The organism is Solibacillus sp. R5-41 (genome assembly GCF_002736105.1).
Taxonomy (GTDB): Bacteria; Bacillota; Bacilli; order Bacillales_A; family Planococcaceae; genus Solibacillus.
In genome coordinates, this window is sequence record NZ_CP024123.1 from 107,501 (window position 1) to 133,611 (window position 26,111).

At 40.3% G+C, this 26,111-nt stretch carries 20 protein-coding genes, 2 tRNA genes and 3 rRNA genes (1 of these 25 cut by a window edge); 17 read left to right on the forward strand and 8 right to left on the reverse strand.

Annotated features, from left to right (window positions below):
* The 5 genes from CSE16_RS00545 to rrf all read left to right on the forward strand — a co-directional run.
* Nucleotides 1-1,139: ribosomal RNA gene (locus CSE16_RS00545) — 16S ribosomal RNA — on the forward strand; it begins 418 nt to the left of the window's first position.
* A gap of 96 nt (nt 1,140-1,235) precedes the next feature.
* Nucleotides 1,236-1,312, forward strand: a tRNA-Ile gene (locus CSE16_RS00550).
* A gap of 34 nt (nt 1,313-1,346) precedes the next feature.
* A tRNA-Ala gene (locus CSE16_RS00555) sits at nt 1,347-1,422 on the forward strand.
* Nucleotides 1,423-1,578: 156 nt separating this feature from the next.
* Nucleotides 1,579-4,505: ribosomal RNA gene (locus CSE16_RS00560) — 23S ribosomal RNA — on the forward strand.
* 60 nt (nt 4,506-4,565) lie between these two features.
* Nucleotides 4,566-4,681: ribosomal RNA gene (gene rrf, locus CSE16_RS00565) — 5S ribosomal RNA — on the forward strand.
* The 16S, 23S and 5S rRNA genes sit together here with 2 tRNA genes alongside, the layout of an rRNA operon.
* A gap of 417 nt (nt 4,682-5,098) precedes the next feature.
* Here the strand turns inward: rrf and CSE16_RS00570 are convergent.
* Nucleotides 5,099-5,770 carry a LytTR family DNA-binding domain-containing protein gene (locus CSE16_RS00570; protein ID WP_099422079.1) on the reverse strand — a complete coding sequence of 224 codons (672 nt, stop codon included), beginning with the start codon at nt 5,768-5,770 and terminating at the stop codon, nt 5,099-5,101.
* Nucleotides 5,771-5,992: 222 nt separating this feature from the next.
* Between CSE16_RS00570 and aceA the strand changes: the two genes are divergently transcribed.
* The 3 genes from aceA to CSE16_RS22130 all read left to right on the forward strand — a co-directional run bounded on the left by aceA (nt 5,993) and on the right by CSE16_RS22130 (nt 8,933).
* Nucleotides 5,993-7,276, forward strand: coding sequence for an isocitrate lyase (aceA, locus tag CSE16_RS00575; RefSeq protein WP_099422080.1), 1,284 nt, complete (start codon nt 5,993-5,995; stop codon nt 7,274-7,276).
* Between the two features lie 473 nt (nt 7,277-7,749).
* On the forward strand, nt 7,750-8,850 hold the full coding sequence (locus CSE16_RS00580; RefSeq protein ID WP_371514513.1) for a pyridoxal-phosphate-dependent aminotransferase family protein: 1,101 nt from the start codon (nt 7,750-7,752) through the stop codon (nt 8,848-8,850).
* Nucleotides 8,811-8,933, forward strand: coding sequence for a hypothetical protein (locus tag CSE16_RS22130; protein WP_371514514.1), 123 nt, complete (start codon nt 8,811-8,813; stop codon nt 8,931-8,933). The genes CSE16_RS00580 and CSE16_RS22130 overlap by 40 nt, the downstream gene beginning before the upstream one ends.
* 40 nt (nt 8,934-8,973) lie before the next feature.
* Here the strand turns inward: CSE16_RS22130 and CSE16_RS00585 are convergent, their stop codons facing one another.
* Nucleotides 8,974-10,893, reverse strand: coding sequence for a tetratricopeptide repeat protein (locus CSE16_RS00585; protein ID WP_099422081.1), 1,920 nt, complete (start codon nt 10,891-10,893; stop codon nt 8,974-8,976).
* A 248-nt stretch (nt 10,894-11,141) separates the two neighbouring features.
* Here CSE16_RS00585 and CSE16_RS00590 point away from each other — a divergent pair, with 248 nt between their 5' ends.
* From CSE16_RS00590 to CSE16_RS00600, 3 genes are all read left to right on the forward strand, one after another.
* Nucleotides 11,142-11,600 carry a hypothetical protein gene (locus tag CSE16_RS00590; protein ID WP_099422082.1) on the forward strand — a complete coding sequence of 153 codons (459 nt, stop codon included), beginning with the start codon at nt 11,142-11,144 and terminating at the stop codon, nt 11,598-11,600.
* 151 nt (nt 11,601-11,751) lie between these two features.
* Nucleotides 11,752-12,459 (forward strand): glycosyltransferase family 2 protein, encoded by a 708-nt coding sequence (locus tag CSE16_RS00595; RefSeq protein WP_099422083.1) that lies wholly within the window; start codon nt 11,752-11,754, stop codon nt 12,457-12,459.
* 109 nt (nt 12,460-12,568) lie between these two features.
* Complete coding sequence (locus tag CSE16_RS00600; RefSeq protein ID WP_099422084.1) at nt 12,569-12,952, forward strand: YkvA family protein; 384 nt, start codon at nt 12,569-12,571, stop codon at nt 12,950-12,952.
* A gap of 186 nt (nt 12,953-13,138) precedes the next feature.
* On the opposite strand, the gene CSE16_RS00605 is transcribed toward CSE16_RS00600, so the two are convergent.
* The 4 genes from CSE16_RS00605 to CSE16_RS00620 all read right to left on the reverse strand — a co-directional run bounded on the left by CSE16_RS00605 (nt 13,139) and on the right by CSE16_RS00620 (nt 17,424).
* Complete coding sequence (locus CSE16_RS00605; RefSeq protein WP_099422085.1) at nt 13,139-13,771, reverse strand: transmembrane-type terpene cyclase; 633 nt, start codon at nt 13,769-13,771, stop codon at nt 13,139-13,141.
* 610 nt (nt 13,772-14,381) lie between these two features.
* Complete coding sequence (locus tag CSE16_RS00610) at nt 14,382-15,524, reverse strand: DHHW family protein (protein WP_099422086.1); 1,143 nt, start codon at nt 15,522-15,524, stop codon at nt 14,382-14,384.
* A gap of 13 nt (nt 15,525-15,537) precedes the next feature.
* Nucleotides 15,538-16,914 carry an MBOAT family O-acyltransferase gene (locus CSE16_RS00615; RefSeq protein WP_099422087.1) on the reverse strand — a complete coding sequence of 459 codons (1,377 nt, stop codon included), beginning with the start codon at nt 16,912-16,914 and terminating at the stop codon, nt 15,538-15,540.
* A 6-nt stretch (nt 16,915-16,920) separates the two neighbouring features.
* Complete coding sequence (locus CSE16_RS00620; RefSeq protein WP_253896136.1) at nt 16,921-17,424, reverse strand: DUF4358 domain-containing protein; 504 nt, start codon at nt 17,422-17,424, stop codon at nt 16,921-16,923.
* A 407-nt stretch (nt 17,425-17,831) separates the two neighbouring features.
* Between CSE16_RS00620 and CSE16_RS00625 the strand changes: the two genes are divergently transcribed.
* The 6 genes from CSE16_RS00625 (at nt 17,832) to CSE16_RS00650 (ending at nt 23,467) form a co-directional block, all read left to right on the forward strand.
* Nucleotides 17,832-18,920, forward strand: a complete 1,089-nt coding sequence (locus CSE16_RS00625) for an ABC transporter substrate-binding protein (RefSeq protein WP_099422089.1) — start codon at nt 17,832-17,834, stop codon at nt 18,918-18,920.
* Complete coding sequence (locus CSE16_RS00630) at nt 18,910-19,737, forward strand: alkaline phosphatase family protein (RefSeq protein ID WP_099422090.1); 828 nt, start codon at nt 18,910-18,912, stop codon at nt 19,735-19,737. Before CSE16_RS00625 ends, CSE16_RS00630 begins: the two co-directional genes overlap by 11 nt.
* 48 nt (nt 19,738-19,785) lie before the next feature.
* On the forward strand, nt 19,786-20,568 hold the full coding sequence (locus tag CSE16_RS00635) for an ABC transporter permease (protein WP_099425707.1): 783 nt from the start codon (nt 19,786-19,788) through the stop codon (nt 20,566-20,568).
* A gap of 3 nt (nt 20,569-20,571) precedes the next feature.
* Entirely contained in the window at nt 20,572-21,351 is a 780-nt protein-coding gene (locus CSE16_RS00640; protein ID WP_099422091.1) for an ABC transporter permease, read from the forward strand.
* Nucleotides 21,348-22,352: an ABC transporter ATP-binding protein gene (locus CSE16_RS00645; RefSeq protein WP_099422092.1), complete on the forward strand. Its 1,005-nt coding sequence runs from the start codon at nt 21,348-21,350 to the stop codon at nt 22,350-22,352. Before CSE16_RS00640 ends, CSE16_RS00645 begins: the two co-directional genes overlap by 4 nt.
* Before the next feature lie 113 nt (nt 22,353-22,465).
* On the forward strand, nt 22,466-23,467 hold the full coding sequence (locus CSE16_RS00650; RefSeq protein ID WP_099425708.1) for a histidinol phosphate phosphatase domain-containing protein: 1,002 nt from the start codon (nt 22,466-22,468) through the stop codon (nt 23,465-23,467).
* A gap of 36 nt (nt 23,468-23,503) precedes the next feature.
* On the opposite strand, the gene CSE16_RS00655 is transcribed toward CSE16_RS00650, so the two are convergent.
* Together CSE16_RS00655 and argH are read right to left on the reverse strand one after the other, a co-directional pair.
* A complete protein-coding gene (locus CSE16_RS00655; RefSeq protein WP_099422093.1) occupies nt 23,504-24,448 on the reverse strand; it encodes an N-acetylglucosamine kinase in 945 nt (314 codons plus the stop codon).
* Nucleotides 24,441-25,964 carry an argininosuccinate lyase gene (gene argH, locus CSE16_RS00660; protein ID WP_099422094.1) on the reverse strand — a complete coding sequence of 508 codons (1,524 nt, stop codon included), beginning with the start codon at nt 25,962-25,964 and terminating at the stop codon, nt 24,441-24,443. Before argH ends, CSE16_RS00655 begins: the two co-directional genes overlap by 8 nt.
* Nucleotides 25,965-26,111: the final 147 nt, after the last annotated feature.

A 26,111-nucleotide genomic window follows, 5' to 3' on the forward strand; every position in this document is an offset into this window, starting at 1 on the left:
AGTGAAGAAGGATTTCGGTTCGTAAAACTCTGTTGCAAGGGAAGAACAAGTAGCGTAGTAACTGGCGCTACCTTGACGGTACCTTGTTAGAAAGCCACGGCTAACTACGTGCCAGCAGCCGCGGTAATACGTAGGTGGCAAGCGTTGTCCGGAATTATTGGGCGTAAAGCGCGCGCAGGTGGTTTCTTAAGTCTGATGTGAAAGCCCACGGCTCAACCGTGGAGGGTCATTGGAAACTGGGAAACTTGAGTGCAGAAGAGGATAGTGGAATTCCAAGTGTAGCGGTGAAATGCGTAGAGATTTGGAGGAACACCAGTGGCGAAGGCGACTATCTGGTCTGTAACTGACACTGAGGCGCGAAAGCGTGGGGAGCAAACAGGATTAGATACCCTGGTAGTCCACGCCGTAAACGATGAGTGCTAAGTGTTGGGGGGTTTCCGCCCCTCAGTGCTGCAGCTAACGCATTAAGCACTCCGCCTGGGGAGTACGGTCGCAAGACTGAAACTCAAAGGAATTGACGGGGGCCCGCACAAGCGGTGGAGCATGTGGTTTAATTCGAAGCAACGCGAAGAACCTTACCAGGTCTTGACATCCCATTGACCACTGTAGAGATACAGTTTTCCCTTCGGGGACAACGGTGACAGGTGGTGCATGGTTGTCGTCAGCTCGTGTCGTGAGATGTTGGGTTAAGTCCCGCAACGAGCGCAACCCTTATTCTTAGTTGCCATCATTTAGTTGGGCACTCTAAGGAGACTGCCGGTGACAAACCGGAGGAAGGTGGGGATGACGTCAAATCATCATGCCCCTTATGACCTGGGCTACACACGTGCTACAATGGACGGTACAAACGGTTGCCAACCCGCGAGGGGGAGCTAATCCGATAAAACCGTTCTCAGTTCGGATTGTAGGCTGCAACTCGCCTACATGAAGCCGGAATCGCTAGTAATCGCGGATCAGCATGCCGCGGTGAATACGTTCCCGGGCCTTGTACACACCGCCCGTCACACCACGAGAGTTTGTAACACCCGAAGTCGGTGGGGTAACCTTTATGGAGCCAGCCGCCGAAGGTGGGATAGATGATTGGGGTGAAGTCGTAACAAGGTAGCCGTATCGGAAGGTGCGGCTGGATCACCTCCTTTCTAAGGATATATTCGGAATCATTCCTTATGGAATGAAACATTAACGTTTGCTGTTCAGTTTTGAAGGTTTATGAATAAATTTTATAACTTCTAAGAGGGCCTATAGCTCAGCTGGTTAGAGCGCACGCCTGATAAGCGTGAGGTCGATGGTTCGAGTCCATTTAGGCCCACCATATAAATTTACTTTATATACCTCTTAATTTAAATGGGGCCTTAGCTCAGCTGGGAGAGCGCCTGCCTTGCACGCAGGAGGTCAGCGGTTCGATCCCGCTAGGCTCCACCAAAATTTGACTTTGTGATAAATTCATTGCAAAGCAAAACCAACTTGTTCTTTGAAAACTGGATAAAACGACATTGAAAGCAATAAACAAACAAATGATCAAGAAATTGATCGTGCAATCTTTTAAAATCTTACTCATTTGAGTAAGTGTAACTTATTGGTTAAGTTAATAAGGGCGCACGGTGGATGCCTTGGCACTAGGAGTCGAAGAAGGACGGCACTAACACCGATATGCTTTGGGGAGCTGTAAGTAAGCTTTGATCCAGAGATTTCCGAATGGGGGAACCCACTATGTTTAATCACATAGTATCTTCACGTGAATACATAGCGTGTTGAGGACAGACGCAGGGAACTGAAACATCTAAGTACCTGCAGGAACAGAAAGAAAATTCGATTCCCTGAGTAGCGGCGAGCGAAACGGGAAGAGCCCAAACCAAAGAGCTTGCTCTTTGGGGTTGTAGGACATTCTATACGGAGTTACAAAAGAATGAGATAGTTGAAGCGGCTTGGAAAGGCCCGCCATAGAAGGTAAAAGCCCTGTAAGTGAAACCTCATTCCCTCTTGAATGTATCCTGAGTACGGCGGAACACGTGAAATTCCGTCGGAATCTGGGAGGACCATCTCCCAAGGCTAAATACTACCTAGTGACCGATAGTGAACCAGTACCGTGAGGGAAAGGTGAAAAGCACCCCGGAAGGGGAGTGAAATAGATCCTGAAACCGTGTGCCTACAAGTAGTTAGAGCCCGTTAATGGGTGATAGCGTGCCTTTTGTAGAATGAACCGGCGAGTTACGATTACGTGCGAGGTTAAGTTGATGAGACGGAGCCGCAGCGAAAGCGAGTCTGAATAGGGCGAATTAGTACGTGGTCGTAGACCCGAAACCAGGTGATCTACCCATGTCCAGGGTGAAGGTGAGGTAACACTTACTGGAGGCCCGAACCCACGCACGTTGAAAAGTGCGGGGATGAGGTGTGGGTAGCGGAGAAATTCCAATCGAACCTGGAGATAGCTGGTTCTCTCCGAAATAGCTTTAGGGCTAGCCTCGTGATTGAGAATACTGGAGGTAGAGCACTGTTTGGACTAGGGGGGCATCTCGCTTTACCGAATTCAGACAAACTCCGAATGCCAGATATTTATACACGGGAGTCAGACTGCGAGTGATAAGATCCGTAGTCAAGAGGGAAACAGCCCAGACCACCAGCTAAGGTCCCAAAGTAATCGTTAAGTGGAAAAGGATGTGGCGTTGCTTAGACAACCAGGATGTTGGCTTAGAAGCAGCCACCATTTAAAGAGTGCGTAATAGCTCACTGGTCGAGTGACGCTGCGCCGAAAATTTATCGGGGCTAAACGATTCACCGAAGCTGTGGATGCATCCGTATGGATGCGTGGTAGGAGAGCGTTCTAAGGGCGTTGAAGTCAGACCGGAAGGACTGGTGGAGCGCTTAGAAGTGAGAATGCCGGTATGAGTAGCGAAAGACGGGTGAGAATCCCGTCCACCGTATGACTAAGGTTTCCTGAGGAAGGCTCGTCCGCTCAGGGTTAGTCGGGACCTAAGCCGAGGCCGATAGGCGTAGGCGATGGACAACAGGTTGATATTCCTGTACCACCTCCTCACCGTTTGAGAAATGGGGGGACGCAGTAGGATAGGGTAAGCAGAGCGTTGGTTGTCTCTGTTCAAGCAGTAAGGCGTGTGTGTAGGCAAATCCGCACACTGATACGTTGAGCTGTGATGACGAGTCCGTATGGACGAAGTTCCTGATTTCACACTGCCAAGAAAAGCCTCTATCGAGGTGAGAGGTGCCCGTACCGCAAACCGACACAGGTAGTCGAGGAGAGAATCCTAAGGTGTGCGAGAGAACTCTCGTTAAGGAACTCGGCAAAATGACCCCGTAACTTCGGGAGAAGGGGTGCTCTTGAGCGTGCAAGCGCACGAGAGCCGCAGTGAATAGGCCCAGGCGACTGTTTAGCAAAAACACAGGTCTCTGCAAAACCGTAAGGTGAAGTATAGGGGCTGACGCCTGCCCGGTGCTGGAAGGTTAAGAGGAGTGGTTAGCGCAAGCGAAGCTACGAATTGAAGCCCCAGTAAACGGCGGCCGTAACTATAACGGTCCTAAGGTAGCGAAATTCCTTGTCGGGTAAGTTCCGACCCGCACGAAAGGCGTAACGATCTGGGCACTGTCTCAACGAGAGACTCGGTGAAATTATAGTACCTGTGAAGATGCAGGTTACCCGCGACAGGACGGAAAGACCCCGTGGAGCTTTACTGTAGCCTGATATTGAATTTTGGTACAACTTGTACAGGATAGGTAGGAGCCAGAGATCTCGGAGCGCCAGCTTCGAAGGAGGCGTCAGTGGGATACTACCCTGGTTGTATTGAACTTCTAACCCATGCCCCTTAACGGGGTAGGAGACAGTGTCAGGCGGACAGTTTGACTGGGGCGGTCGCCTCCTAAAGAGTAACGGAGGCGCCCAAAGGTTCCCTCAGAATGGTTGGAAATCATTCGTAGAGTGTAAAGGCATAAGGGAGCTTGACTGCGAGACCTACAAGTCGAGCAGGGTCGAAAGACGGGCTTAGTGATCCGGTGGTTCCGCATGGAAGGGCCATCGCTCAACGGATAAAAGCTACCCCGGGGATAACAGGCTTATCTCCCCCAAGAGTCCACATCGACGGGGAGGTTTGGCACCTCGATGTCGGCTCATCGCATCCTGGGGCTGTAGTCGGTCCCAAGGGTTGGGCTGTTCGCCCATTAAAGCGGTACGCGAGCTGGGTTCAGAACGTCGTGAGACAGTTCGGTCCCTATCCGTCGTGGGCGTAGGAAATTTGAGAGGAGCTGTCCTTAGTACGAGAGGACCGGGATGGACACACCGCTGGTGTACCAGTTGTCTTGCCAAAGGCATCGCTGGGTAGCTATGTGTGGACGGGATAAGTGCTGAAAGCATCTAAGCATGAAGCCCCCCTCAAGATGAGATTTCCCATTACGCAAGTAAGTAAGACCCCTGAAAGACGATCAGGTAGATAGGTTCGAGGTGGAAGTGTGGCGACATATGGAGCTGACGAATACTAATCGGTCGAGGACTTAACCACAATTTATTGCACAATTTCAATGAAACGTTTATCCAGTTTTGAAAGAACAATCTTTCATAGTGAAGTGATGATGGCAAAGAGGTCACACCCGTTCCCATACCGAACACGGAAGTTAAGCTCTTTAGCGCCGATGGTAGTTGGGGGCTTCCCCCTGTGAGAGTAGGACATCGCTTCGCAAATTAAAACCCACTGAGAAATCAGTGGGTTTTTTGTTTTTTTCGACAGAATCCTCCCATGAAATGTCGATTGACGACTGCTAAAATTTTTCTGCAAAGGGAGTTTGACTGTATAAAGTGAAATAGACAATTACTTCTATTGGCATGAAACTTGCCGATAATTTTCATTCTAATAGAAAATAGCTTTCCAATTTTTTTAGTTACAGGGCAGAAGGAATAATACAACATTTGCTAATTAATATATAAATCCTGTAATGAAAGTATAGTAACAGGGAAATGCCACAAAATTTTATGCAGAATGTATTGCAAGAATAGATTTTAATAATGAGTACAAAAAATGTACACTACTATAATTGAATTTCTAGTGTACATTTTTTTCTTCCGCTATTAATAAATCATTCAGTAAAGTTATAAAAGTTAAAATTCCAATTGTGCGCGTAAATTATTAATATAAGATTGGCTTATTGGAAGTTCTGTTCCATCTTTTAAGAACACAATAAAATTTGATGTAAGGTCACGCGATATTTTGTTAATAGAGTAAACATTGACGATGTAAGAACGATGGATACGAATGAATGTATCAGGCAAACGTATTTGTAATTCTTTTAATGTGACTGTTGTTTTATATTGTTCGCCATTTTTATAAAACCAAGTTCTTTTTTGTAAACTTTCAAAATGAGATATTTGATCTATTGGAATCGGACTCCAATCTTCTGCCTGTTTCCCTGTAATAAAACGATATGTTTCAGCGTTTTTTATATTAAATAATGGCGGGAGAACGACAACGAGCGCACCGAATTTTTCATTAATTATTATTGGATAACCAATTGCATAATACGGTGTTTCAAACATCAAGTTCTCCATGATAGCCTCCGTTTTCTTTCTTGTTTTTAATACTTTATACGCAATACTATTTGTTGGAACTTTGGAGCCGAGTGCTAAAGAAATTTTTTGATGCCCTGAACGAAAGTAAACAAACATATCCTCGAATGCAATGGCGATGGATGCATCATTTGGAATCCACTCTTCTAAAATAGTATTAAATTGCGCAATTTCCTCTGTGCTGATTTTTAAATCTTCAAAAATCATCGTGAAGTATCCCCCTCTGTATTATCCATGTTTTAGTAATTCATCCCATAAAAAGTATATTCTATCACAATAATAAACTGTTTTGTCAGAAAATAATGAAAATTAAAACCTCCTGTTATATAGTATATTACATCAAAGATAACTGTTATGGAACAGATGGGGTAACAATTTTCATAGCAGAATATATTTCTTTAAATACAAATGGGAAGGTGGAAATTTAACATGTCAACTCGTCAACAGAAAATTGAGGCTTTACAAAAGGATTGGGCAGAAAACCCACGTTGGAATGGTATTGAACGTGCGTATTCAGCTGAAGAAGTTGTGAAATTACAGGGGTCAGTAGTACTTGAGCAAACTTTAGCAACACGTGGAGCTAAACGTTTATGGAACTCTTTACATGAAGAGCCATTCATCAATGCACTTGGTGCACTTACGGGAAACCAAGCAATTCAACAAGTAAAAGCAGGATTAAAAGCAATCTACTTATCGGGGTGGCAAGTAGCAGCTGATGCTAACATCGCAGGTCAAATGTATCCTGACCAATCTTTATATCCAGCAAACTCTGTACCGCAAGTGGTTAAACGTATTAACCAAGCACTACAACGTGCTGACCAAATTGATCATGCTGAAGGACGCGAAGATGAGTTCGACTGGTTCGCACCAATCGTAGCAGATGCTGAGGCTGGTTTCGGTGGTCCACTAAACGTATTCGAGCTTGTAAAAGGTATGATCGAAGCGGGTGCATCGGGCGTACACTTAGAAGATCAATTAGCTTCTGAGAAAAAATGCGGTCACTTAGGTGGTAAAGTTTTATTACCAACTCAAAATGCAGTACGTAACTTAATTGCTGCTCGTCTAGCTGCTGATACAATTGGTGTGAATACAGTTTTAATCGCTCGTACAGATGCTGATGCAGCTGATATGGTAACATCTGATATCGATCCACGTGATGCAGAGTTCATCACTGGCGAACGTACACCAGAAGGCTTCTTCCGTACAAAGCCAGGTATCAAACAAGCAATCGCTCGTGGTTTAGCTTACGCGCCATATGCAGATTTAATCTGGTGTGAGACATCTAAGCCTTCTCTTGAGGAAGCTCGTGAATTTGCTGATGCAATCCATGCACAGTTCCCAGGAAAAATGCTTGCGTACAACTGTTCACCATCATTCAACTGGAAAGCAAACCTTTCTGAGGATGTGATTGCTGAGTACCAACGTGAGCTTGGTAAAATGGGTTACAAGTTCCAGTTCGTAACATTAGCGGGTTTCCACTCATTAAATCACTCTATGTTTGAACTTGCGCATGACTACAAAGACAACGGTATGGCAGCATACTCTAAATTACAACAAGCTGAATTTGCGTCAGAATCAAAAGGCTATACAGCTACTCGTCACCAACGTGAAGTTGGTACTGGTTACTTTGACGACGTATCACAAGTTATCTCTGGTGGTACATCATCAACAACAGCAATGGCCGGTTCTACAGAAACTGAGCAATTTGTTTAATTAATTCATTACTTCCCACTCAGTACTGAGTGGGAAGTATTATAAAAGTAGTGATTGATTAAGATGGGTGATGTCAAATTGTTATCATTTACTTATCAGGGGGAATCACTATGAATAAATTGTTTATACAAAACATCCTAGAAACCTTTTAAAATACGAGACCGCTGTTGGGGAACAAGCGGGAAAGTCGATATGCCGAAACGAAAGACTAGCTTTATTTTATATGGTAAAAGGAAGATTTGAATATATTTCAACATTTCTCTACTACGCAGTTAAATCGAATTGGAACGCGATTTAGAGCGAATATAGTTGGGTTGCCTCCCAATTAATAGACACTTAAAACTTAGGGGTTATTTTAAAATTTTGTAAGAATTATTGAATGGAAAATGTCTTTTTAGTCGGGATGGGGCTAGAAGGACATTTTCTATTTTGGGACCTATGAGACAGAACAACATTCAAAAGGGGATAAAAAAATGAAGAATCAAGAATTATTGCTTGTACCAGGACCGACACCTGTCGTTGATGAAATTTATGAGGCACTTGCGAGTGAAACACATGGTCACACTGATCCACGCTTTGTAGCGATTTTTAAAAATGCCATTGAGCAAACGAAAAAGTTATTCAATACAAATAGTGAAGTTTATGTAGTAGCGGGTTCAGGTACATTGGCAATGGAGATGGCGATTGTTAACACAGTCGGAAAAGGAGAACGCCTTCTTGTCATTAGTCATGGATACTTTGGAGATCGCTTTACACCACTTGCCAATGCGTTTGATATTGAAGTGGAAGTTTTACAGTCAGCTTGGGGAGAACGAGTAGATCCACAGCTTGTTGCAGAAACATTAAAAATGAAAACATTTAAAGCCGTGACAATTACACATGCAGATACTTCAACGGGGGTAATGTCAGATTTAGAAGCATTAGTGCCGATTATTAAAGAAGCGGGTGCACTCGTAATTGTTGATGGCGTTGTTGCAACGGCTGCGCTCAAAGAAGATATGAGTAAAGCGTATGGGGGAAATGAAGCTTATAAAATCGATGTTGTGTTAACAGGTTCACAAAAAGCGATTGGTATCCCACCAGGCCTTGCTATTATTGCAGTTAGTGAGCAAGCATTAGCGGCACGTGAAGCATTAGGATCGATTCCAGCTTATTATGCGGATATTAATTGTTGGAGAGGGGTAATGGACAATCCAGCAACCTATTTTGCTACGCCACCTGTGAATTTAATTTACGCTTATGATGCAGCCTTGAAAATTGTTTTAACGGAAGGAATGGAAACACGCGAGACACGCCATATTGCATTTGGTAAAGCTGTTCGTGCAGCGCTTCGTTCATATGGTATGACGCCTTTAGCAAATGAGTACGTTGCCGCTCCAACATTAAGCTGTATTTTATATCCAGAAGGAATTGAGGATGGCGCATTTCGTACAAGTTTAGCCAAAAGAGGGATTATTGTAGCGGGTTCACTAGCGCATCTTACGGGTAAGGCATTCCGTATCGGACATAACATATGGGGAATACAACAGCTTCGATGCTTGAACAAGCAATTGTCGCGATTGGAGAGGCATTAGAGGAGCAAAATCATACGGTTAATATAGAACAAGCACGACAAGCTTTTCATGAGCAAATTGCACAAGTCGTGAAGGCATATTAAAAAAGGTAGGGCTGTCCAATAAGTAGGGCAGCCATATTTTTTAAAGTTCCTGTTCGATGGATTGTTTCAGCCAGCGTGTAGCTTCAGCATAGTCTTGGGCGACACCGTGTCCTTTTTTATAAAGCATCCCTAGTTGGAATTGGGCCTTGATATGCCCTTGTTGTGCGGCTAAGCGATACCATTTGGCCGCCTCTTTATAGTCATGTATAACCCCTTCACCATTTGCATACATTTGAGCTAGCTGAAATTGCGCTTTTGCAAAGCCCTTAGTAGCTGCAGGCATAATCCATTTCGCTGCTTCCTGATAATCCCGTTTAACTCCGAGCCCTTTATCAAAAATATTACCTAGCTTGTACTGAGCCTCGATATGTCCTTGGTCAGCCGCAAGACGATAGCTACGTCGCGCTTCATCAAAGTTGATTGCGGTACCTAGACCTTGCTCATAAAGTAGACCAAGCTGAAATTCTGCATTTGTATCATTTTGACTTGATGCTGCCTGCAACCATTTAAATGCCTCGTTATAATTTGGGAAATTATTTCCCTTGTCTAAAGCAAGCATTGCTAATTGGAATTGTGCCTGTGCATGGTTTTGAATGGCTGCGCGTTTTAACCATTTGACTGCACTGTCAAATTGTTCAAGCGATAAATAAATGATGCCAAGATCGTAGTTTGCGCTAATATGTTCATTAGCTGCCGCTTTTGAAAGCCACTCGATTGCTAAAAAAATGGATTGCTTTGAATGTTGTTGTTTATAGATAAGTCCAAGTGAATATTGAGCATTTGTATGACCGCTATTCGCTGCAAGGGTGAGCCATTTTACCGATTCTTCTTCATTTTTTTGTATGCCTTTCCCAGTTTTATAAAGTAGGGCTAATTGAAATTGAGCGTTTGTATGTCCCTGCATTGCCGCCGTTAAAAACCACTGCGCCGCTTGTTTATAAGATTGTTCGACCCCTCGTCCATTATTAAATAAATAGCCTAGATTGTACTGGGCACTTGCATCCCCCGCACCGGCCGCTTTGGTAAAGAGTGCAGCAGCTTGTACATAGCTTTGTTCGACTCCTTTGCCATCATGATATAAAAAACCTAGGTTATTTAATGCACTTGTATAGTTTTGCTGAGCCGCTTTTTCATACCAGTGAGCGGCTTTTTGGAAATTTTGTTCGACCCCTAGGCCTTGATTGTAAAGGGAGCCGAGATTGTACTGTGCATCTGCATTGCCAGCATGAGCTGCTAACTCATAGAGCTGAGCCGCTTTTTGCACATTCTGGTCAACCCCTTGTCCAAGCTGATATAACACACCTAGTGCATATTGTGCATTCGAATCATTTTGTTCAGCCGCTAGTGTATACCATTTGGCTGCTATTAGATAATTTTTCTTCACGCCATTGCCATGATTATATAAAAAGCCGAGATTGTACTGTGCGCTACTACTTCCTTCATTGGCCGCTACTAAAAAACAATGTGCGGCATCCTCATAATCATGCTCTGGAAAATCAAGATTTGGTAGTTGAAGCGGTATATACATTTCATTTAAATCAAAAAAAGCAGCTTGTGCAAGTTTCTCTCCTGGTGTTAAGCGCTGTAAGTACCAATCTGTTAAATCGATTAAATAATCAAGTGCGATTTTCGCCGCCTTTGTATCGACAATAGCGTTAGAGGAAATCGTCGTCATTTTTTGTATTAAATTCATCAATAAATATATACGTCGAGGATGAATGTTCTCGGCAAATTTTTTGTTAAGGAGGAGGGTACGAAGCTCGAAACTCTCTCCTGATTGGATCATGTCTTTTTCATATAAATCGCGAACAATAATACTGAGTGCGATATTCGATTTTTTTAAGGAAAGAGTAGGTTTTGAAATCGTATAGCGTGCCGCACCTTGCAATGCTTCAGCTAATGGACGATGAGTTTTGGGAATGGTGTTACAAATATTTGTAAGTAAGTCGCGATTTACCATTAAAGTACGCACTCCTTTCATACATTCGTTGTCTACTTTTTGTGTATGATTTTGTTAAACTATATCTTTTTTATTATACTTTTTATCGGAAGAATATGAGTAAAGTGAAATATCTATCCGAGTGGAGGAATAAATGTAAAATGATGTATGATATTATGAAAATAAAAATTAGTAGGTGTAACGATGTAAAGACGAATCGATGTAATACAAAGAATGATGAATTATCATTATTGATTGGAGGAGTTTAAATGGAGAAATTTGTTCCTTATTTTTGGAAAATCATTTGGGTTATCGGATTAATTATATTCGTCAATTTCAGTTTAGATTTTGAAAATCAAATGAAACAAACTGCGAGTACGGAATTTAATGTAATCCCTGTTTTGTGGTTCGATGTAATTCACCCAATTTTATTTGGATTTTATCTTTCGTTTATTTTTGTGAAAAAATGGTCAGTAAAAATGAATGCATCTTTATTCTGGTGTGTGGCGATTCCTTGTCTAGTCCTTTTGTGTGGTTATCCTTTGTTAGCAACACTTTCGAACTTGGATTTTATTCCAGATAAAATGCATAGCCTCCCTATTTCTACTTGGGCATTCAAAGCGTTTATGTCGTATTCTTATGTATTTGGTATTATCGCAGGTTTGACGCTTATTTTAAGTTTTTTCAGCACACATCCAACCAAATCAAAAAAAATGAATTCAAGATAACTAGAAGGTAAGTCCGAAAAGAAATATTTTATTCGAGCTTACCTTTTATTTATTGCCTAAGCTACAAAATGTATTTTTTCACGCCATTGTATTTAATGTCATTTCTCGTTAAACTTTAGTCAATTGGACTAGTAAATGGGGGCGTGTGAAAATGGAGCCAGTCGTTGTACTGATCCCGGCATTAAATCCTTTGCCAACGATTATTGAGTTTGTTGAAAAGCTTGAAAAATTAGCTGTTGAAAAAATTATAATTATTAATGATGGTAGCGATGAAAAATATAAAAAAACGTTTAAAACTTTACATAATAATGGCCATGTCGTTTTAACGCACGAACAAAATTATGGGAAAGGGCACTCAATTAAAACGGGGCTTCGTTATTTGTTGAATTCCCCATTCCATGGTAAGGGAATCATTACGGTTGGGGCACATGGGCAGCATTCCGTTCTGGATGTTGAGCAAATGATTTCGAGTACAAAAATTTTTTCAGATGGCATTATTTTAGGCGTAAGAGAGTTTAAAAACTCGGATTACTCGGTGCTTCATCATCTCCATAACCGCGCCAACTCGATGTTATTTGAACTGTTCTTTCATAAGCGTTTGCTAGATATACAAACAGGCTTACGCTATGTTCCAAGGCAACATTTAGCATGGCTTCACCAGGTCAAGGGAGAATCTTTTAGCTTTGATACGAATATGCTCGTTGAAGCCATCCGGCGTAAAGTACAGCTGTATGAAGTGCCGATTGGACATGCAAAATTAAGAAAAAATTCGGTTATTTATTATGATGAAGTGATGCACCCTGCAAAAATTTCACAGCAGTTATGGGTGAATTTTAGAAAAAATAACGGACGCTCATGAAACTATTCATTGAAGCAATCGTAAATACAAATGAAAAGAAGTTGTCTTACTATTGGATTGAATGGGTACAATACCATAAAGCAGGTATTTCTAAAGAGGGGGAATCATCATGAGTGGAAATTTCAAATTGGATAAAATGATTGAAGGACAAGATAAGCATTACTCAGATAAAAAGTTTCTAGGTAAAATGAAAGGCTTTGGTGGGGGACTTGGCTATAAAGCATTGCATGCCGCTACAACATTATATGTGGCATTAAAAAGTCCGGACATGCCAAAAGCGAATAAATTAATTATGCTGGGTGCACTCGGTTATTTCATTTTCCCATTAGATTTAGTGGCTGATTTTTTACCTCTTGCGGGATTAACGGATGATACGTTTGTTATTTTAGCAGCGCTTGCAAAGGTGTATACATCTATTACAGATGAGATGAAAATTGAAGCAGATGAATTGATTGAGAACAGATTAGGTAGTAGGCCTACCTCAAAAGAATAAATGGATGAGTCGAGATGGAAAAAACATTTCGGCTTTTTTGTTGTGTGGGGTATGAGCGTCAACTAGGTGATGAAAGTTCACTATGGGCGTTGAGATATGCGAACTACTAGTCGCAAGTAAGGGTGTCCATGTTAACTAACAGAGTAGTGTTCTTTATGTACACCCCTATATACATTCAAACAATTTTTATCTTTGTACATTATTTTTTTTTCTATACTTGTAAACTAATACAATGTAAATCCAATCATAAATAAAAATAGCAACACTAATTATCGTGATCATGCTTGTTTTGAAATAGAGAAAGAAAGCTATGGAAGCACATAAAGTCCCTAGCATTTTAAAGAATGCAATAGCTAAAGATTGACCTTTTAAATTCCCTCGCCAAAACAATAAAGAAATAAACAAGCCCGACATCATTAGATTTTGTGAAAAAGCTGTATATTTGCCTTCGAAATCATTAAACTCCTGTGTAATCGCCAGTATGATGAGAAAGCTAAGACCTAATGTTATGAAAAAACTTGCATAAAAAAGCTTTTTGGAAAGGTACTTTTTAAATTCCTTTCGACCATACATTAAATACTGCATCAATATGACAATATCCAAAGCAAACCAAATAATCGTGATTTTCTGTTGTAAATCATTTAGGGGGTATATGAATGCAAAAATGAATTCCCATGAAATATTTGCACAAATCGCGACCATCGGCATGCCATATGCCTTATCTCGAAATGCACGCCTTATAATTAGTATGTAAGTCACAATCCAAAACAGAGCCATCCCTAATTGCAACACTAAAAACCAATTTATTTGATTCGTCAACTACACCATCCTCTTTATTAATAAAAACTGCCTCTCACCTCTGCTACTATATGAGTAGGTAGGTGTCCCTTATTCAAATATCACTAGTTGCTCTCATGTCAGCCTAAACATGCGAAATTAATTACTTTATTTTTAAGGAAGTTGATGAGATAAAAACGTATATAACGGGAAATTTACCTCAGGGACTATTCACAAAATAGGAGTGGAACAATGTAATCCTAATTATTTCTAAGGATAAGTTGGTACAGCTTTAATACAGGAGAAATTAGAATTCAATGCAGATGTGTATTTAAAATTCAAAAATCTTGGCTACGAGTATGATTTTATGTATATCCATGAGCAGACTTAAAAGTACCGCATTGACAATCGACTTACTGTAAAAAAAAAGCGGGTATTCCATCTAATTCAATCATAATTGAACCGACATGTAAGTATTTGAACACAAGTGTTTTCTCTTATCGTAAACATAAAAAAGTAGTTGGCATATGAATTTTATTATGAGGAAGGAAGCTAGACCAATCCGATTTTATAAGCAAAATTTTATTCAAAAGCACATCAATGCCTACAGTTGATGTACTTTTGGATTGGAGCGAAGAATACAGAGATCGCTTTACATATTTAGTTTCAAAAGCGCTGCATCTTCCACTAAGGTAGCTGTGTTAAATAAAAATAGCACATCCTTAATGCCATTCTCGGACAAATAATCTCCTATATTACCATTAAAATAACGTAGGTCAATCACATGAATTTCTGATACATGATTTGTGAGGAATGGGAGTAGATTGTGTGCATAAGAGTCTTTCATCACTAGAAGCTTATCTTGTTCAATTTGATCTGGGTCAAGCGCAGTTGTTAGTTTCAAAAGTGCATGAACCCCACCTAGGAAATATGAATATTGATCCTTCTTCGTTAAAAAACTTCCATCATACATACTTGTCACAGTTTTATCTTCATCGGCGATATACATTTCTGTAGGAACGGGATTACGAGGTATATAGGTTTGAATTACATCCGGCGTTAAACCCGTAAACTGACTCCTTGTATGATAGCTCCCTAGAAATGTATTACTCACAGTTTTAATCGAAAAATCTTTTTGTGAGAGTGAATTCCACCCTTGTTGCTCTGCATAGGCAACGTAAGCCAAATAGGCTCCGTATGTTGTCCAATGATGATCAGTTCGATAATAAATCACTTCTGATGCATGTGGTGAGAGCACATCTAAGCCGTCTATGAAGGTTACCTCATCATCTATTTGATGACCGATAAAACGATTAACGTCTCTTTGAGGATATGACGGTGCCAACCAAGGTAATCGTTCCGGATAGATGCCAATCGATGTGGGGGCAAGCATGAATGTCATTTTCACTGTCGGATGATTGCTTGCAAATCTATTTACCGAATCTGTATATCGCTGAACCTTTGTATAGTCAGGCTCGGAAAATCTTTCAAATAAATAGCCGTCTTTACCTTGGTAGATTCCGTTATTTTCTTGTTGCAAACGGGCTTGTTCTGACGTTGATTTAACCCATAACCATTTGTCTCGAAACGGAAAGTGATCTGTAATGAAACTCTCCGCCTCTTCGGCAAATTTCTTGGACATCAAGTTATCCCAAGTTAGTTGTGGCGCTGCCTGTAAATACCTATTTTCTAGCTCGGAAAAGCGTTGATGAGGCAAAATGAAAAAAAGTACTGTGATTAAAAACGTAGAACTAACAAATCCGACGACTAATAATCGCTCTGATAGATGCTTCATAAAGTTTGCCTCCCTAAAAACGGAAATATAAAAATGGGTTAAACGTAGCATCTACTAAATAGGCAACGGAAAGTAAATAGAGAACTCCATACCAAGCTAAATGAGTAATCGATAATCTTGTCCATGGCTTCAACGGTAAAGAAGCGATGACTAATCCGATAAGCAGCGCGGCATTTGTATAAAAGAAGTATATTGTTTCGTTGTCCCACAGTGCTTGACCATTGAACCCCCACATGGCAGCCAAATAGCCAATAATCAGAGAAGGCTCGTCAAAGGCAAATAGCACCCACCCAATAAGAATGAGAATAATAGCATAAAAATGTCTAATCCAACGCGGTGCACGTTGAAGTAATGCTAATCCCCACCATTTTTCAAATATAAGAATGACACCAAAATACAATCCCCATAGTATAAAGTTCCAGCTTGCGCCATGCCAAAAGCCTGTCAGCATCCAAACAATTAAAATATTACGGGTTTGAATGGCTAACCCTCGTCGATTGCCACCAAGCGGAATGTAGACATATTCGCGAAACCAACTGCTAAGCGATATATGCCATCTTCGCCAAAAGTCTGTAATGCTCTGCGCAATATATGGTTTATTGAAATTTTCGTTAAATCGGAAACCAAACATTAGACCGAGACCAATAGCCATATCTGAATAACCACTAAAATCAAAGTAAATTTGAAAAGCAAATGCGATAATACCTAACCAGGCTGTTAACACAGGCATCGATGCTGAATTAGAGCTCGAAATGGTATCCCACAGCAAGCCGATGTTGTTGGCAAGTAGCACCTTCTTCGCTAGTCCAATGGTAAACCTACGAACACCCTCTGCGAACATCTGCATATTTTCAGTACGCTGTTTTAGCTGTTCTGCAATCGTACTATATTTCACAATCGGCCCTGCCACTAATTGTGGGAACAGAGCGACATATGTGCCGAAGTCTATCCAGTTTCGCTGTGCTTTAGCGCTTCCTCTATAAACATCGATGATATAAGACATCGATTGGAACGTATAAAAGGAGATTCCGATAGGCAAAGGAAGTTCGGTTAACGGGATATTCGTTTCCAGTAACGTATTGACATTCTGAATGAGAAAATCAGCATATTTAAAATAGGATAATAGCAAGAGGTTCACAATAATGGAACAGGCAACAATGCCCTTGCGTTTTAACGGGGTCGCATTCGGTTTATCAAGGAGCAGACCGAAACAATAATCTGTCAGCGTAGACACTAACATGATGACGATGTATACGGGCTCGCCCCACGCATAAAAGATAAGACTCATAATAAATAAAATGAGATTTTTAAACTTTCTTGGAGAACAATAATAAAGCGTTAACATTGCCGGCAAGAACAAGAATAGGAAAAGAAGACTACTAAATACCATAGCCGTTTATTTTTCTTCGAAGAAGCGATCGTAAACTGTAATTAGTTTATCTGCTTGTTCAGAAATTACAAATAATACATAATTACCTTTTGTTACTATTTTGTGATTTTTTGCATTTTCGTATTGATCCGGAAGGTATTGTTCGAATTGCTTCATTACATTTTCCGCTCTTTGTTTTACTGCGGCTAATACTTCCGCGACATCATTTACGTCTTTCACTTTAAAAATGGCAATTTCATTTGTTTTTACGCTCATCATTGGAACCCGAACGGAGAAATCCTCAAGCTTTGTAGCATCTAAATTATATAAATTTGTTAATTCTTCTGCCGTTAATTCCATTAGTGCAGGTTGCTCAACTTCTGTCACCATTTGCTCAGTCATTTCCTTTGCAGAATGACTTGTTTCAATTGTCGTAGTTTTATCCTCGGTTGTAGAAGATTTGTCTCCAGAACATGCTGAAATGACCAGTGCTATCACCATCGTTAGCATAATAACTATCATTTTTTTCATCATATACACTCCTCTTTTTCTAGTTGTTTGACTACAAAGGGATTAGACGTACATAGTCTATTAACGTTACGTAAAATTAAATATTTTTAATAAATAATCTTCACGCATGTGGAGATAGTATATTTCATTTGTGATTTCGCATACTTGATTTGTTTATTTTAAATTTCTAAAGATTTGCGATATTTATGTGGAAGATAGGTAGAATAGATATTTTAAAATTTAGCCACAAAACCCCCATGACCTAGTAAACCTAATTTACTTTTGACCTTTTAATCTCTGGGTAGTTTTGTGGATATAACAATTATTTACAAATATTAATAGATACTTAATCTTTGTTTAATTGTTGCTTAACTTTTGAATTGTATAGTTTGGAAAGATTCAAAATAAAACAAAAGTGGGGTCTTTTCATGAAGTGGAGAAATCATTTATTAGCGGCAATAGTTTTATCGGTGGGTACTTTAGCGGCATGTAGTAATGATGTAGATTCAGGTAGTGCACAAGACTTTGGAAATTTAAAGTTAGAAGAAATTGAAGAGAAGGCAAAAGAAGAAGGTAAAGTCAATTCAGTTGGGATGCCAGACACTTGGGCAAACTGGAAGGAAACATGGGAAGAGCTAGCGGCAAATTATAGCTTGAAGCATGTAGATACAGATATGTCGAGCGCGGAAGAAATCGCTAAATTCGAGGCAGAAAAAGAAAATGCTTCAGCAGATATTGGCGACGTCGGGATTGCGTATGGACCCATTGCAGAACAAAAGGATTTAACACTTGCGTATAAAACATCCTATTGGGATGACATTCCAGAGTGGGCAAAGGATGATGATGGCGACTGGGTTGTTGGCTATACAGGAACGATTTCTTTTTTAGCAGATAAAAATAAAGTAGCTAAAATTCCAACTTCATGGGAAGAGCTTTTAAATTCAAATTATAAAGTGGCAGTAGGGGATGCTTTGACAGCAAACCAAGCCCAATTTGCGATTTTATCAGCGGCTTTTGCAAACGGTGGCGATGAAAAGAATATCGAGCCAGGAATCGAATATTTCGCGAAGCTAGCTGAACAAGGTCGTCTTTTAACAACAGATCCATCAATTGCAAATTTAGAAAAAGGGGAAGTTGAAATTGCGTTATTATGGGACTTCAACGCACTTGGCTACCGTGAGCAAATTGACAAAGACCGTTTTGATGTAACGATTCCATCTGATGCATCAGTTGTGTCAGGCTATGCAACAATTATAAATAAATATGCAAAAAACCCGCACGCGGCCATGTTAGCACGTGAATATATTTTGTCGGATGAAGGACAAGACAACTTAGCAAAAGGATATGCGCGTCCAATTCGTGAAAATGCGAAATTATCGGATGAAGCAAAATCATTATTATTAGATGCGGATTTATATGAAAATGCACAACCAGTAGAAGACTTCGATGCTTGGAAGGAAACGACTGCTCAAATACCAACATTATGGCAAGAGAAGGTGTTAATCCATGTCAAATAAAGTTGTCGTCATTGTACTGGATGCACTACGTTTTGATGTTGCATGTACCCATTTAGGGTTCATGCAACATTTAGTAGAGCAAGGGAAAGCTGCACGTTACAAAGTCAAGGGAGAGCTCCCAGCACTATCACGTCCGATGTATGAAACAATTTGTACAGGAACACCAGCAATCGAGCATGGCGTTGTACATAATTATATAGCACGAACATCAAAAGAAGAAAGTATCTTCCATTTAGCAAAAGCCGCACAAAAAAAGACGGCAGCAGCAGCGTATTATTGGGTGAGCGAGCTTTATCAAAAAGCGCCATTTCAGCACTTTTCTGATCGTATTCAGCTTCATTCAGATGGGCCCATTCAAAACGGTGTTTACTATTTTGAAGATCATTATCCAGACTCGCATGTGTTTGCGGATGCACATTATTTAACCCAGCAATTCGCACCAGATTTATTGTATATTCATCCGATGAATATTGACGATGATGGGCATAAATTTACGGCAGATTCACCACAATATCGCAATCGTGTGTTAGCTTCGGATGGCTTATTAGCACTTTCAATTCCGTCATGGCTAGAAAAAGACTATCAAATCATCGTAACGGCCGATCACGGAATGACAGCTGATGGCAATCACGGTGGGAATACAGCGGATGATCGGGAAGTGCCGTTATTTATTATTTCGTCAAAGGTACAACCTGGTATTTATGAAGAAGCGGTTTCTCAATTACAAATAGCTCCATTAATTTGTGCGTTATTAGAAATGGACAAGTCACCGAAAATGCAGACTTTGCATTTAAAGGGAGTACGGGAGGTGGAATAATTGCGTACCAATAAATGGACCACTTTATTCCTTATCCCGTTCGTAGTAATGCTCGTATTTTTTTTCTTCATTCCACTTATTTACATGATATATAGCAGTTTTCGCTTCAACAATGGCTTTAGTTTAAATCAATACAAAACAATTTTTTTAAGTGATTACATTTTGCAAAGCTTCGCGAATAGTATTTGGCTATCTCTTGTTTCGGCTTGTTTGGCGCTTATTATTGCGATTTTCGCTTCCTACACAATTTATACTTACTCAGAAAAGGTGCGGGAACGAATATTAATTATTATTAATTTAACATCCAATTTTTCCGGAGTTCCACTTGCCTTTGCGTTCATTATTTTACTGGGGAATAGTGGATTGATCACATTATTCGTTCAATTGATGGGCTGGGATTGGAACTTTAATTTATATAGCTGGTCAGGGCTGCTATTAATATATATTTATTTTCAGCTACCACTAGCAATTATGTTAATTTATCCTGTTTTTTATGGCGTTCAAAAGGAAATGAAAGAAGCCGCAATGATGCTAGGAGCTTCGAGCGCTTATTTTTGGCGGAAAATTGGTCTTCCAATAATTTGGCCTGCACTTGCTGGGACGTTGACAATTTTATTTGCGAATGCAATGGGTGCGTATGCGTCCGCCTATGCACTTACAGGGAGCGGTTATAATTTAACAGCGATACGTATTGGTGCCTTATTGTCGGGCGATATTTTTGCGCAGCCAGAGTTGGCGAGTGCGATTGCAGTCCTCCTTGGAGCTGTGATGATTGTAGGCATGCTGATTAGTGAATGGATGACGAAAAAAATGCGAAAGGATGCGAATTGATAAATGAAGTTTATTCGATGGATTTCTTTAACATTTGTTGGTCTTTATTTAGCGATTCCACTTTTAGCAACGGTTGTTTATGCATTTTCTACGAGTTGGAATCATTCAGTATTTCCTGAAGGACTTACATTAAAATGGATACTCGCATTATTTCAGGAAAAAGAATTTCTACTCGCATTTGGTCGCTCAGTTTTATTAAGTGCTGGAGCGGTGCTTTTATCCGTTGTACTAGTTGTGCCTGCGATTTGTATGATTGTTTTATATTTTCCTCAATATGAAAAATGGATTAAGGTCATCATTGTCATGATTTACTCCTTCCCTGGTATCATATTGTCGGTTGGATTATTGAAGTTTTATTCTGCGACAGTCATCCCGCTCATTGCGGTCGTTGTAGGTGTGTACTGTGTCATTATTTTGCCGTATTTGTATCAAGGCACAAAAAATAGCTTAATGACGATTAACGGTCGACAACTAATGGATGCAGCGGAATTATTAGGGGCTAATAAGTGGTATTCATTTCGTAAAATAATAATGCCGTCTATTTATCCGGGTCTGTTTGTTGCAACACTCTTATCGTTCTCCATTTTATTTGGGGAGTTTGTATTAATAAATTTAATTGTTGGATCGAAGTTTAAAACGCTCCAAGTATTCTTGGTCGAGCAATTAAATACAAGTGGTCATTTGGCGAGTGCCGTTGTATTCATTTACGTGCTTTTAATGGCAATACTCACATTTAGTGTGATGAAATTATCGACACGAATGAAAGGAGCAAATGCGAAATGAGTCAGGTCGTCTTAAATAAAATTCAAAAAGTGTATCAAAATAAACCGGTGCTGGATGATATTAAGCTACATATTGAAGATGGTGAATTTTTAACGATTTTAGGACCGAGTGGCTGTGGGAAAAGTACGATCTTACGGATTATTACAGGCTTAGTGGAGCCGGAATTCGGGGATGTGACAATCGATGAACAGCGAGTAAACAACGTACCAGTGAAGGAACGCAATGTCGGAATGGTTTTTCAGCAATATGCGCTTTTCCCTAATTTAACGGTATATGAAAATATCGCATTCGGTTTACGAGTAAAAAAAGAGACAGAAGCAAATATTCAACAAGAAGTTGATTATTTATTACAGCTAGTAGGACTAGAAGAAAAAAGTGGGTCGTATCCACAGCAATTATCAGGTGGACAGCAGCAGCGAGTTGCATTAGCAAGAGCATTAGCAGTCAAACCGAAAGTGCTTTTATTAGATGAGCCATTAAGTGCGCTAGATGCTCAAATCCGAAAAAAACTACAAGTGCAGCTACGCCAAATTCAACAGGAGCTTAAGATGACGATGGTGCTCGTGACGCATGATCAAGATGAAGCGATGAATGTATCAGACCGCATTGTCGTGATGAATAACGGAAAAATCGAACAGCTCGGTACACCGACAGAAATTTATACGCATCCGAAAACAGAATTCATTGCGAAATTTATCGGGAACTACAATGTATTTTCAAGACGCGAGCTAGAAGCAATAATTGGACAGAAACTTACAGCACAAGGGGAACGTTTCGCCATTCGCCCAGAAGTGATAGTAATCAATTCCGAGCAACCGGGCATTAAGACAAGAGCAATCGCTAAAAATATACTGATGAAGGGCAATGTACTAAAAATTGATTTTGAAGCGAACGGACAAGTATTTCAAGTTGAGCAACTGCATCAGCAAGGCAATCAAATTGATATTAATCGTGACTATATTTTAACGATTGCTGAAGATGATGTGATTTCGCTCATATGAAAACAGCAAAAGAAAAACACTTTGAGCTACATTAGCAAATGGTCCATCTGGTAATGAAGGTATCTGTGCGTATAGTGGCGAGGCAATCAATTTTGACGAAAGTAGGTCATGAAATGTTAATCGATTATCACTTACATTTGGAGGAAGGGCCATACAATGCTAAATGGCTAAACCGTACGATTCAGGCACTTGCGACAATGACGGATGAATTTCAGCTCGATAGCCAAAAGCTACAAATGGAAAAGGCAATTCAGCAGTTACATAGTCGAATGACGCATGGTTGTTATAGTGAGCAGTGGCTGGATCTTTATTTAAAGCGTGCCTTGCAACTAGGTATTCAAGAGATAGGCATTGTCGATCATTTATATCGCTTTGAAGAAACGAGGGCATATTTTGAAAAATATATGTTGCTGGATGAGCGGGAAGAAGTGGGGAAATTACAGCGGCAATGGCTGGATCAAGTCATGACGCAAAATATGGAGCAATTTGTTTCGTGTATTGAGCGGGCAAAGGATAAATGGGCGCAGCATGGGATTGCGTTAAAGCTAGGGTTGGAGTGTGATTACTTTGTTGATGGAGAAAAGGAATTAAGAAGCTTAGTTGAAGGTTATGATTGGGATTTTTTGATTGGATCTGTCCATTTTATCGATGGTTGGGGGTTTGATAATCCGGAATTACAACATCGTTTCCAAAGTTTTGAGCAAGAAACGCTTTACAATCACTTTTTTGAAACAGTAGAGCAAATGATTTTAAGTAAGCAATTTGACTTTATTGCCCATTTAGATAATTTGAAGGTGTTCAATTATCGCGTACAAAATGAAGCATTTATGCATGCATGGTATGAGCGTATTGCAAAGGCATTAAAGGAATCGGATGTTGCGACAGAAATTAATTCCGGTTTATATTATCGTTATCCTGTGCAGGAAAGTTGTCCGTCTCCATCTTTTTTACGTGTGTTAGCAGCGCATCAAATTCCTATTACATTAAGCTCGGATGCCCATTATCCCGATGATTTAGGCAGCTTTGTCGCGGACAATGCAAATCAACTAAAACAATTAGGCGTGACGGAAATTGCCACATTTTCAAAGCGTATTCGCGAGATGAAAGTATTGTAAAAAACGCTATTTTGAAATAGCGTTTTTTGTTTCCTATTATGGATTTTTTGGAGCCTTTAATGCGCTTAATGCCCTCTTCACAATGGCTTCAATCGGTTTTTCCTCGCACATTTGAATCATAAGCTGAGGATACTCGGTTGTTAGTTTTTCTTTTAATAAATTTAAAATGAATTTATTGTTTTTTAAGACACCACCATTTAAAAAGAATAAGTGATAGCCATGTGTATAGTTAGCCTTTTTTAATACGGTCGTGCTTAAAAGGAATAGCTCAAGTACCGCTTGTTCTGCGATTTTTTTAGCGATGTTATCGTGTTGATCGACCGCCTGTTGTAAAAACGAAGCTAAGTTCGCTAATTGCGTATTTGTATATTCTTCACTATAAATCCAGTTTAATAACGCGTCACTATCCTCTAGCTTATAAGCCTCTAAAATGAGCTTTGTCAGCGCGGTTGGTTCATTACGACCATCGACAGTACGGAAAATCGCCTTGGCGATATGCTTTCCAATCCAGTAGCCACTGCCTTCATCACCAACACGATGTCCCCAGCCACCAGCGCGGAAAGTTGCTTGACCTACGACACTATAACAAATCGCACCTGTACCTGAAATTAACAATGTTGCATTTTCTTCACATAGCCCCTTTAGCGTAGCTTCTACATCATTTTCGATTATAATTGTGCCACATGTAAACGAAGAACGGGTAATGCTTTGTTCAATAATTTCTTCAAGAATGATTTTGTCACGGTTCGTATCTATTCCAGCCATCGCAAAAACTGCAACATCTAGATGGATTGCTGGAAGATGTGCCGCTGCACTTCGCATCAACCCAATTAATACATGCTGGACGCTTTCTACTCCAACTGCTTGATAGTTAGAGCCTGTTGAAGTAGCGCTAAAAAGTTCACGACCGTCTGCTGTACGAATAGACATCGTAGTTTTTGTGGCGCCACCATCGACCGCAAGAATATATTGATTACTCATGTTCATCCCACCCTTGTAAAATTTTTTCAAGCTGCTCTTCTGCATGTAATATCGCATGTGATTTTTGTTTTAACCATTGTTCGAGCTGTGCCGATAAATTTCCTGCCTCTAATAATGAAGTACGCATCGTTTGTGGTGCGGGCCCGCCCTTTAATGTACGAATTTTTACGAAAAACTCAGGCTGAATTGCTTGGTAAAAGGACATCTCTGTGATCTTTAACGACGAACCTGTAACATGTAACGCTTTTTCGTTAGCTAATTCCCATGTGAGACTTGCCAGTGATTCTTCCTTATTCGACACAAGCTCATTAACACAAAGACTGACAACTTTATGTGCCTGACGGAAGGAGATATTTTCTGAACGAACAAGTGTGTCTGCCAGTTCAGTTACGTTGGCAAAGCTATTTTGTGCTCGTTTTAATAAGCTTTCTTTATTCACATCCATAGTAACAATGAGACTACCAAAAAGTTTATAAATCCCAACTAAACGGTCAATCGCGCGCCATAAATAAGGCTGCATATCATCTTCCGTATCGACAATATCTCCAAACGGTGTATTGTGAATCATTTGCAGTACGGTGCCTGTATCACCAACAACAGAGGAAAGTAGGGAACGGGTATGTTCTATCGAAACGGGATTACGCTTTTGTGGCATGATGGAGCTCACTTGAACATATGGAATGGCGAGTTGGAAGGCATTGAATTCTTGGGTTGCCCACAGTAGGAAATCCTGTGAGGTACGCCCCAGGTTAAGGGCAGCAAGTTGAACAACACTTGCGGCTTCTGCAATATAATCTGCTCCGGCAACCGCGTCCCAAGCGTTTTCAATCAGTTCATCAAAGGCAAGTAGTTCCTGCATTCGCTCGCGATTAATTGGAAACCCTGTCGTTGTCAATGCTGCTGCCCCCATACTACTTCGATTAATAGTTGTATAGGCGGCTTGCATCCGTTTATAATCGCGTGTTAGCTGATCGATTACCGCCTTTAAATAATGGGCAAAGGTTGTAGGCTGTGCTTGCTGTGTATGTGTGTAGCCAATCATAATCGTTTCCACATGTTCCTCAGCAAAGGCAATTAATGTGCTGCGCAAACTAAGTAATTCCTGCATGAGCGTGAGTATTTTTTTTCGGAGCGTCATCCGATAAATGGCGATCCCCATGTCATTTCGACTACGCCCAATATGCAAATTACCTGAAATATCACCACCAAGCTCAATTAATTTATTTTCAATACGGAAAAATAAATCTTCAAACTGAGGGCTGTAATCACGTGTTTTGTAATATTCTAAGTCTAGTTTTTTAAGTGCCTGCCCAATTATCCGTGCTTCCTCAGAAGTGACTAATTTTTGCTCTTCTAACATTTTTAAATGGGCGATATGAATTTGAACCATCGCCTCTAAAAAATGCTGGCGAGCTTCATTATAAGCTGGCTGTAATACCATTTGGCGATAGCTGTTCGACGGGAATTGAACCCCCTCTTCCTCGTTAATACGATTTCGAAAATCTTGAAAGAACATCAATTATTCGCCTCCAATCATTCGGATGAAACGAGCTGCTTACCATCGTAATTGTTATTTAAACAATCTACGGAAATGTTTTTCTGAATATTCTTACAGTTTATCAAATTGATTGTGCTGTTGCTATCTTTTTTAAAGACAATTCGA

Excerpts from the sequence above, each read along its gene's own strand:
- CSE16_RS00570 (WP_099422079.1), bottom strand. The coding sequence starts at position 5,770 with ATGATTTTTGAAGATTTAAAAATCAGCACAGAGGAAATTGCGCAATTT.
- aceA (WP_099422080.1), top strand. The coding sequence starts at position 5,993 with ATGTCAACTCGTCAACAGAAAATTGAGGCTTTACAAAAGGATTGGGCA.
- CSE16_RS00580 (WP_371514513.1), top strand. The coding sequence starts at position 7,750 with ATGAAGAATCAAGAATTATTGCTTGTACCAGGACCGACACCTGTCGTT.
- CSE16_RS22130 (WP_371514514.1), top strand. The coding sequence starts at position 8,811 with ATGCTTGAACAAGCAATTGTCGCGATTGGAGAGGCATTAGAGGAGCAA.
- CSE16_RS00585 (WP_099422081.1), bottom strand. The coding sequence starts at position 10,893 with ATGGTAAATCGCGACTTACTTACAAATATTTGTAACACCATTCCCAAA.
- CSE16_RS00590 (WP_099422082.1), top strand. The coding sequence starts at position 11,142 with ATGGAGAAATTTGTTCCTTATTTTTGGAAAATCATTTGGGTTATCGGA.
- CSE16_RS00595 (WP_099422083.1), top strand. The coding sequence starts at position 11,752 with ATGGAGCCAGTCGTTGTACTGATCCCGGCATTAAATCCTTTGCCAACG.
- CSE16_RS00600 (WP_099422084.1), top strand. The coding sequence starts at position 12,569 with ATGAGTGGAAATTTCAAATTGGATAAAATGATTGAAGGACAAGATAAG.
- CSE16_RS00610 (WP_099422086.1), bottom strand. The coding sequence starts at position 15,524 with ATGAAGCATCTATCAGAGCGATTATTAGTCGTCGGATTTGTTAGTTCT.
- CSE16_RS00615 (WP_099422087.1), bottom strand. The coding sequence starts at position 16,914 with ATGGTATTTAGTAGTCTTCTTTTCCTATTCTTGTTCTTGCCGGCAATG.
- CSE16_RS00620 (WP_253896136.1), bottom strand. The coding sequence starts at position 17,424 with ATGAAAAAAATGATAGTTATTATGCTAACGATGGTGATAGCACTGGTC.
- CSE16_RS00625 (WP_099422089.1), top strand. The coding sequence starts at position 17,832 with ATGAAGTGGAGAAATCATTTATTAGCGGCAATAGTTTTATCGGTGGGT.
- CSE16_RS00630 (WP_099422090.1), top strand. The coding sequence starts at position 18,910 with ATGTCAAATAAAGTTGTCGTCATTGTACTGGATGCACTACGTTTTGAT.
- CSE16_RS00635 (WP_099425707.1), top strand. The coding sequence starts at position 19,786 with ATGCTCGTATTTTTTTTCTTCATTCCACTTATTTACATGATATATAGC.
- CSE16_RS00640 (WP_099422091.1), top strand. The coding sequence starts at position 20,572 with ATGAAGTTTATTCGATGGATTTCTTTAACATTTGTTGGTCTTTATTTA.
- CSE16_RS00645 (WP_099422092.1), top strand. The coding sequence starts at position 21,348 with ATGAGTCAGGTCGTCTTAAATAAAATTCAAAAAGTGTATCAAAATAAA.
- CSE16_RS00650 (WP_099425708.1), top strand. The coding sequence starts at position 22,466 with ATGTTAATCGATTATCACTTACATTTGGAGGAAGGGCCATACAATGCT.
- CSE16_RS00655 (WP_099422093.1), bottom strand. The coding sequence starts at position 24,448 with ATGAGTAATCAATATATTCTTGCGGTCGATGGTGGCGCCACAAAAACT.
- argH (WP_099422094.1), bottom strand. The coding sequence starts at position 25,964 with ATGTTCTTTCAAGATTTTCGAAATCGTATTAACGAGGAAGAGGGGGTT.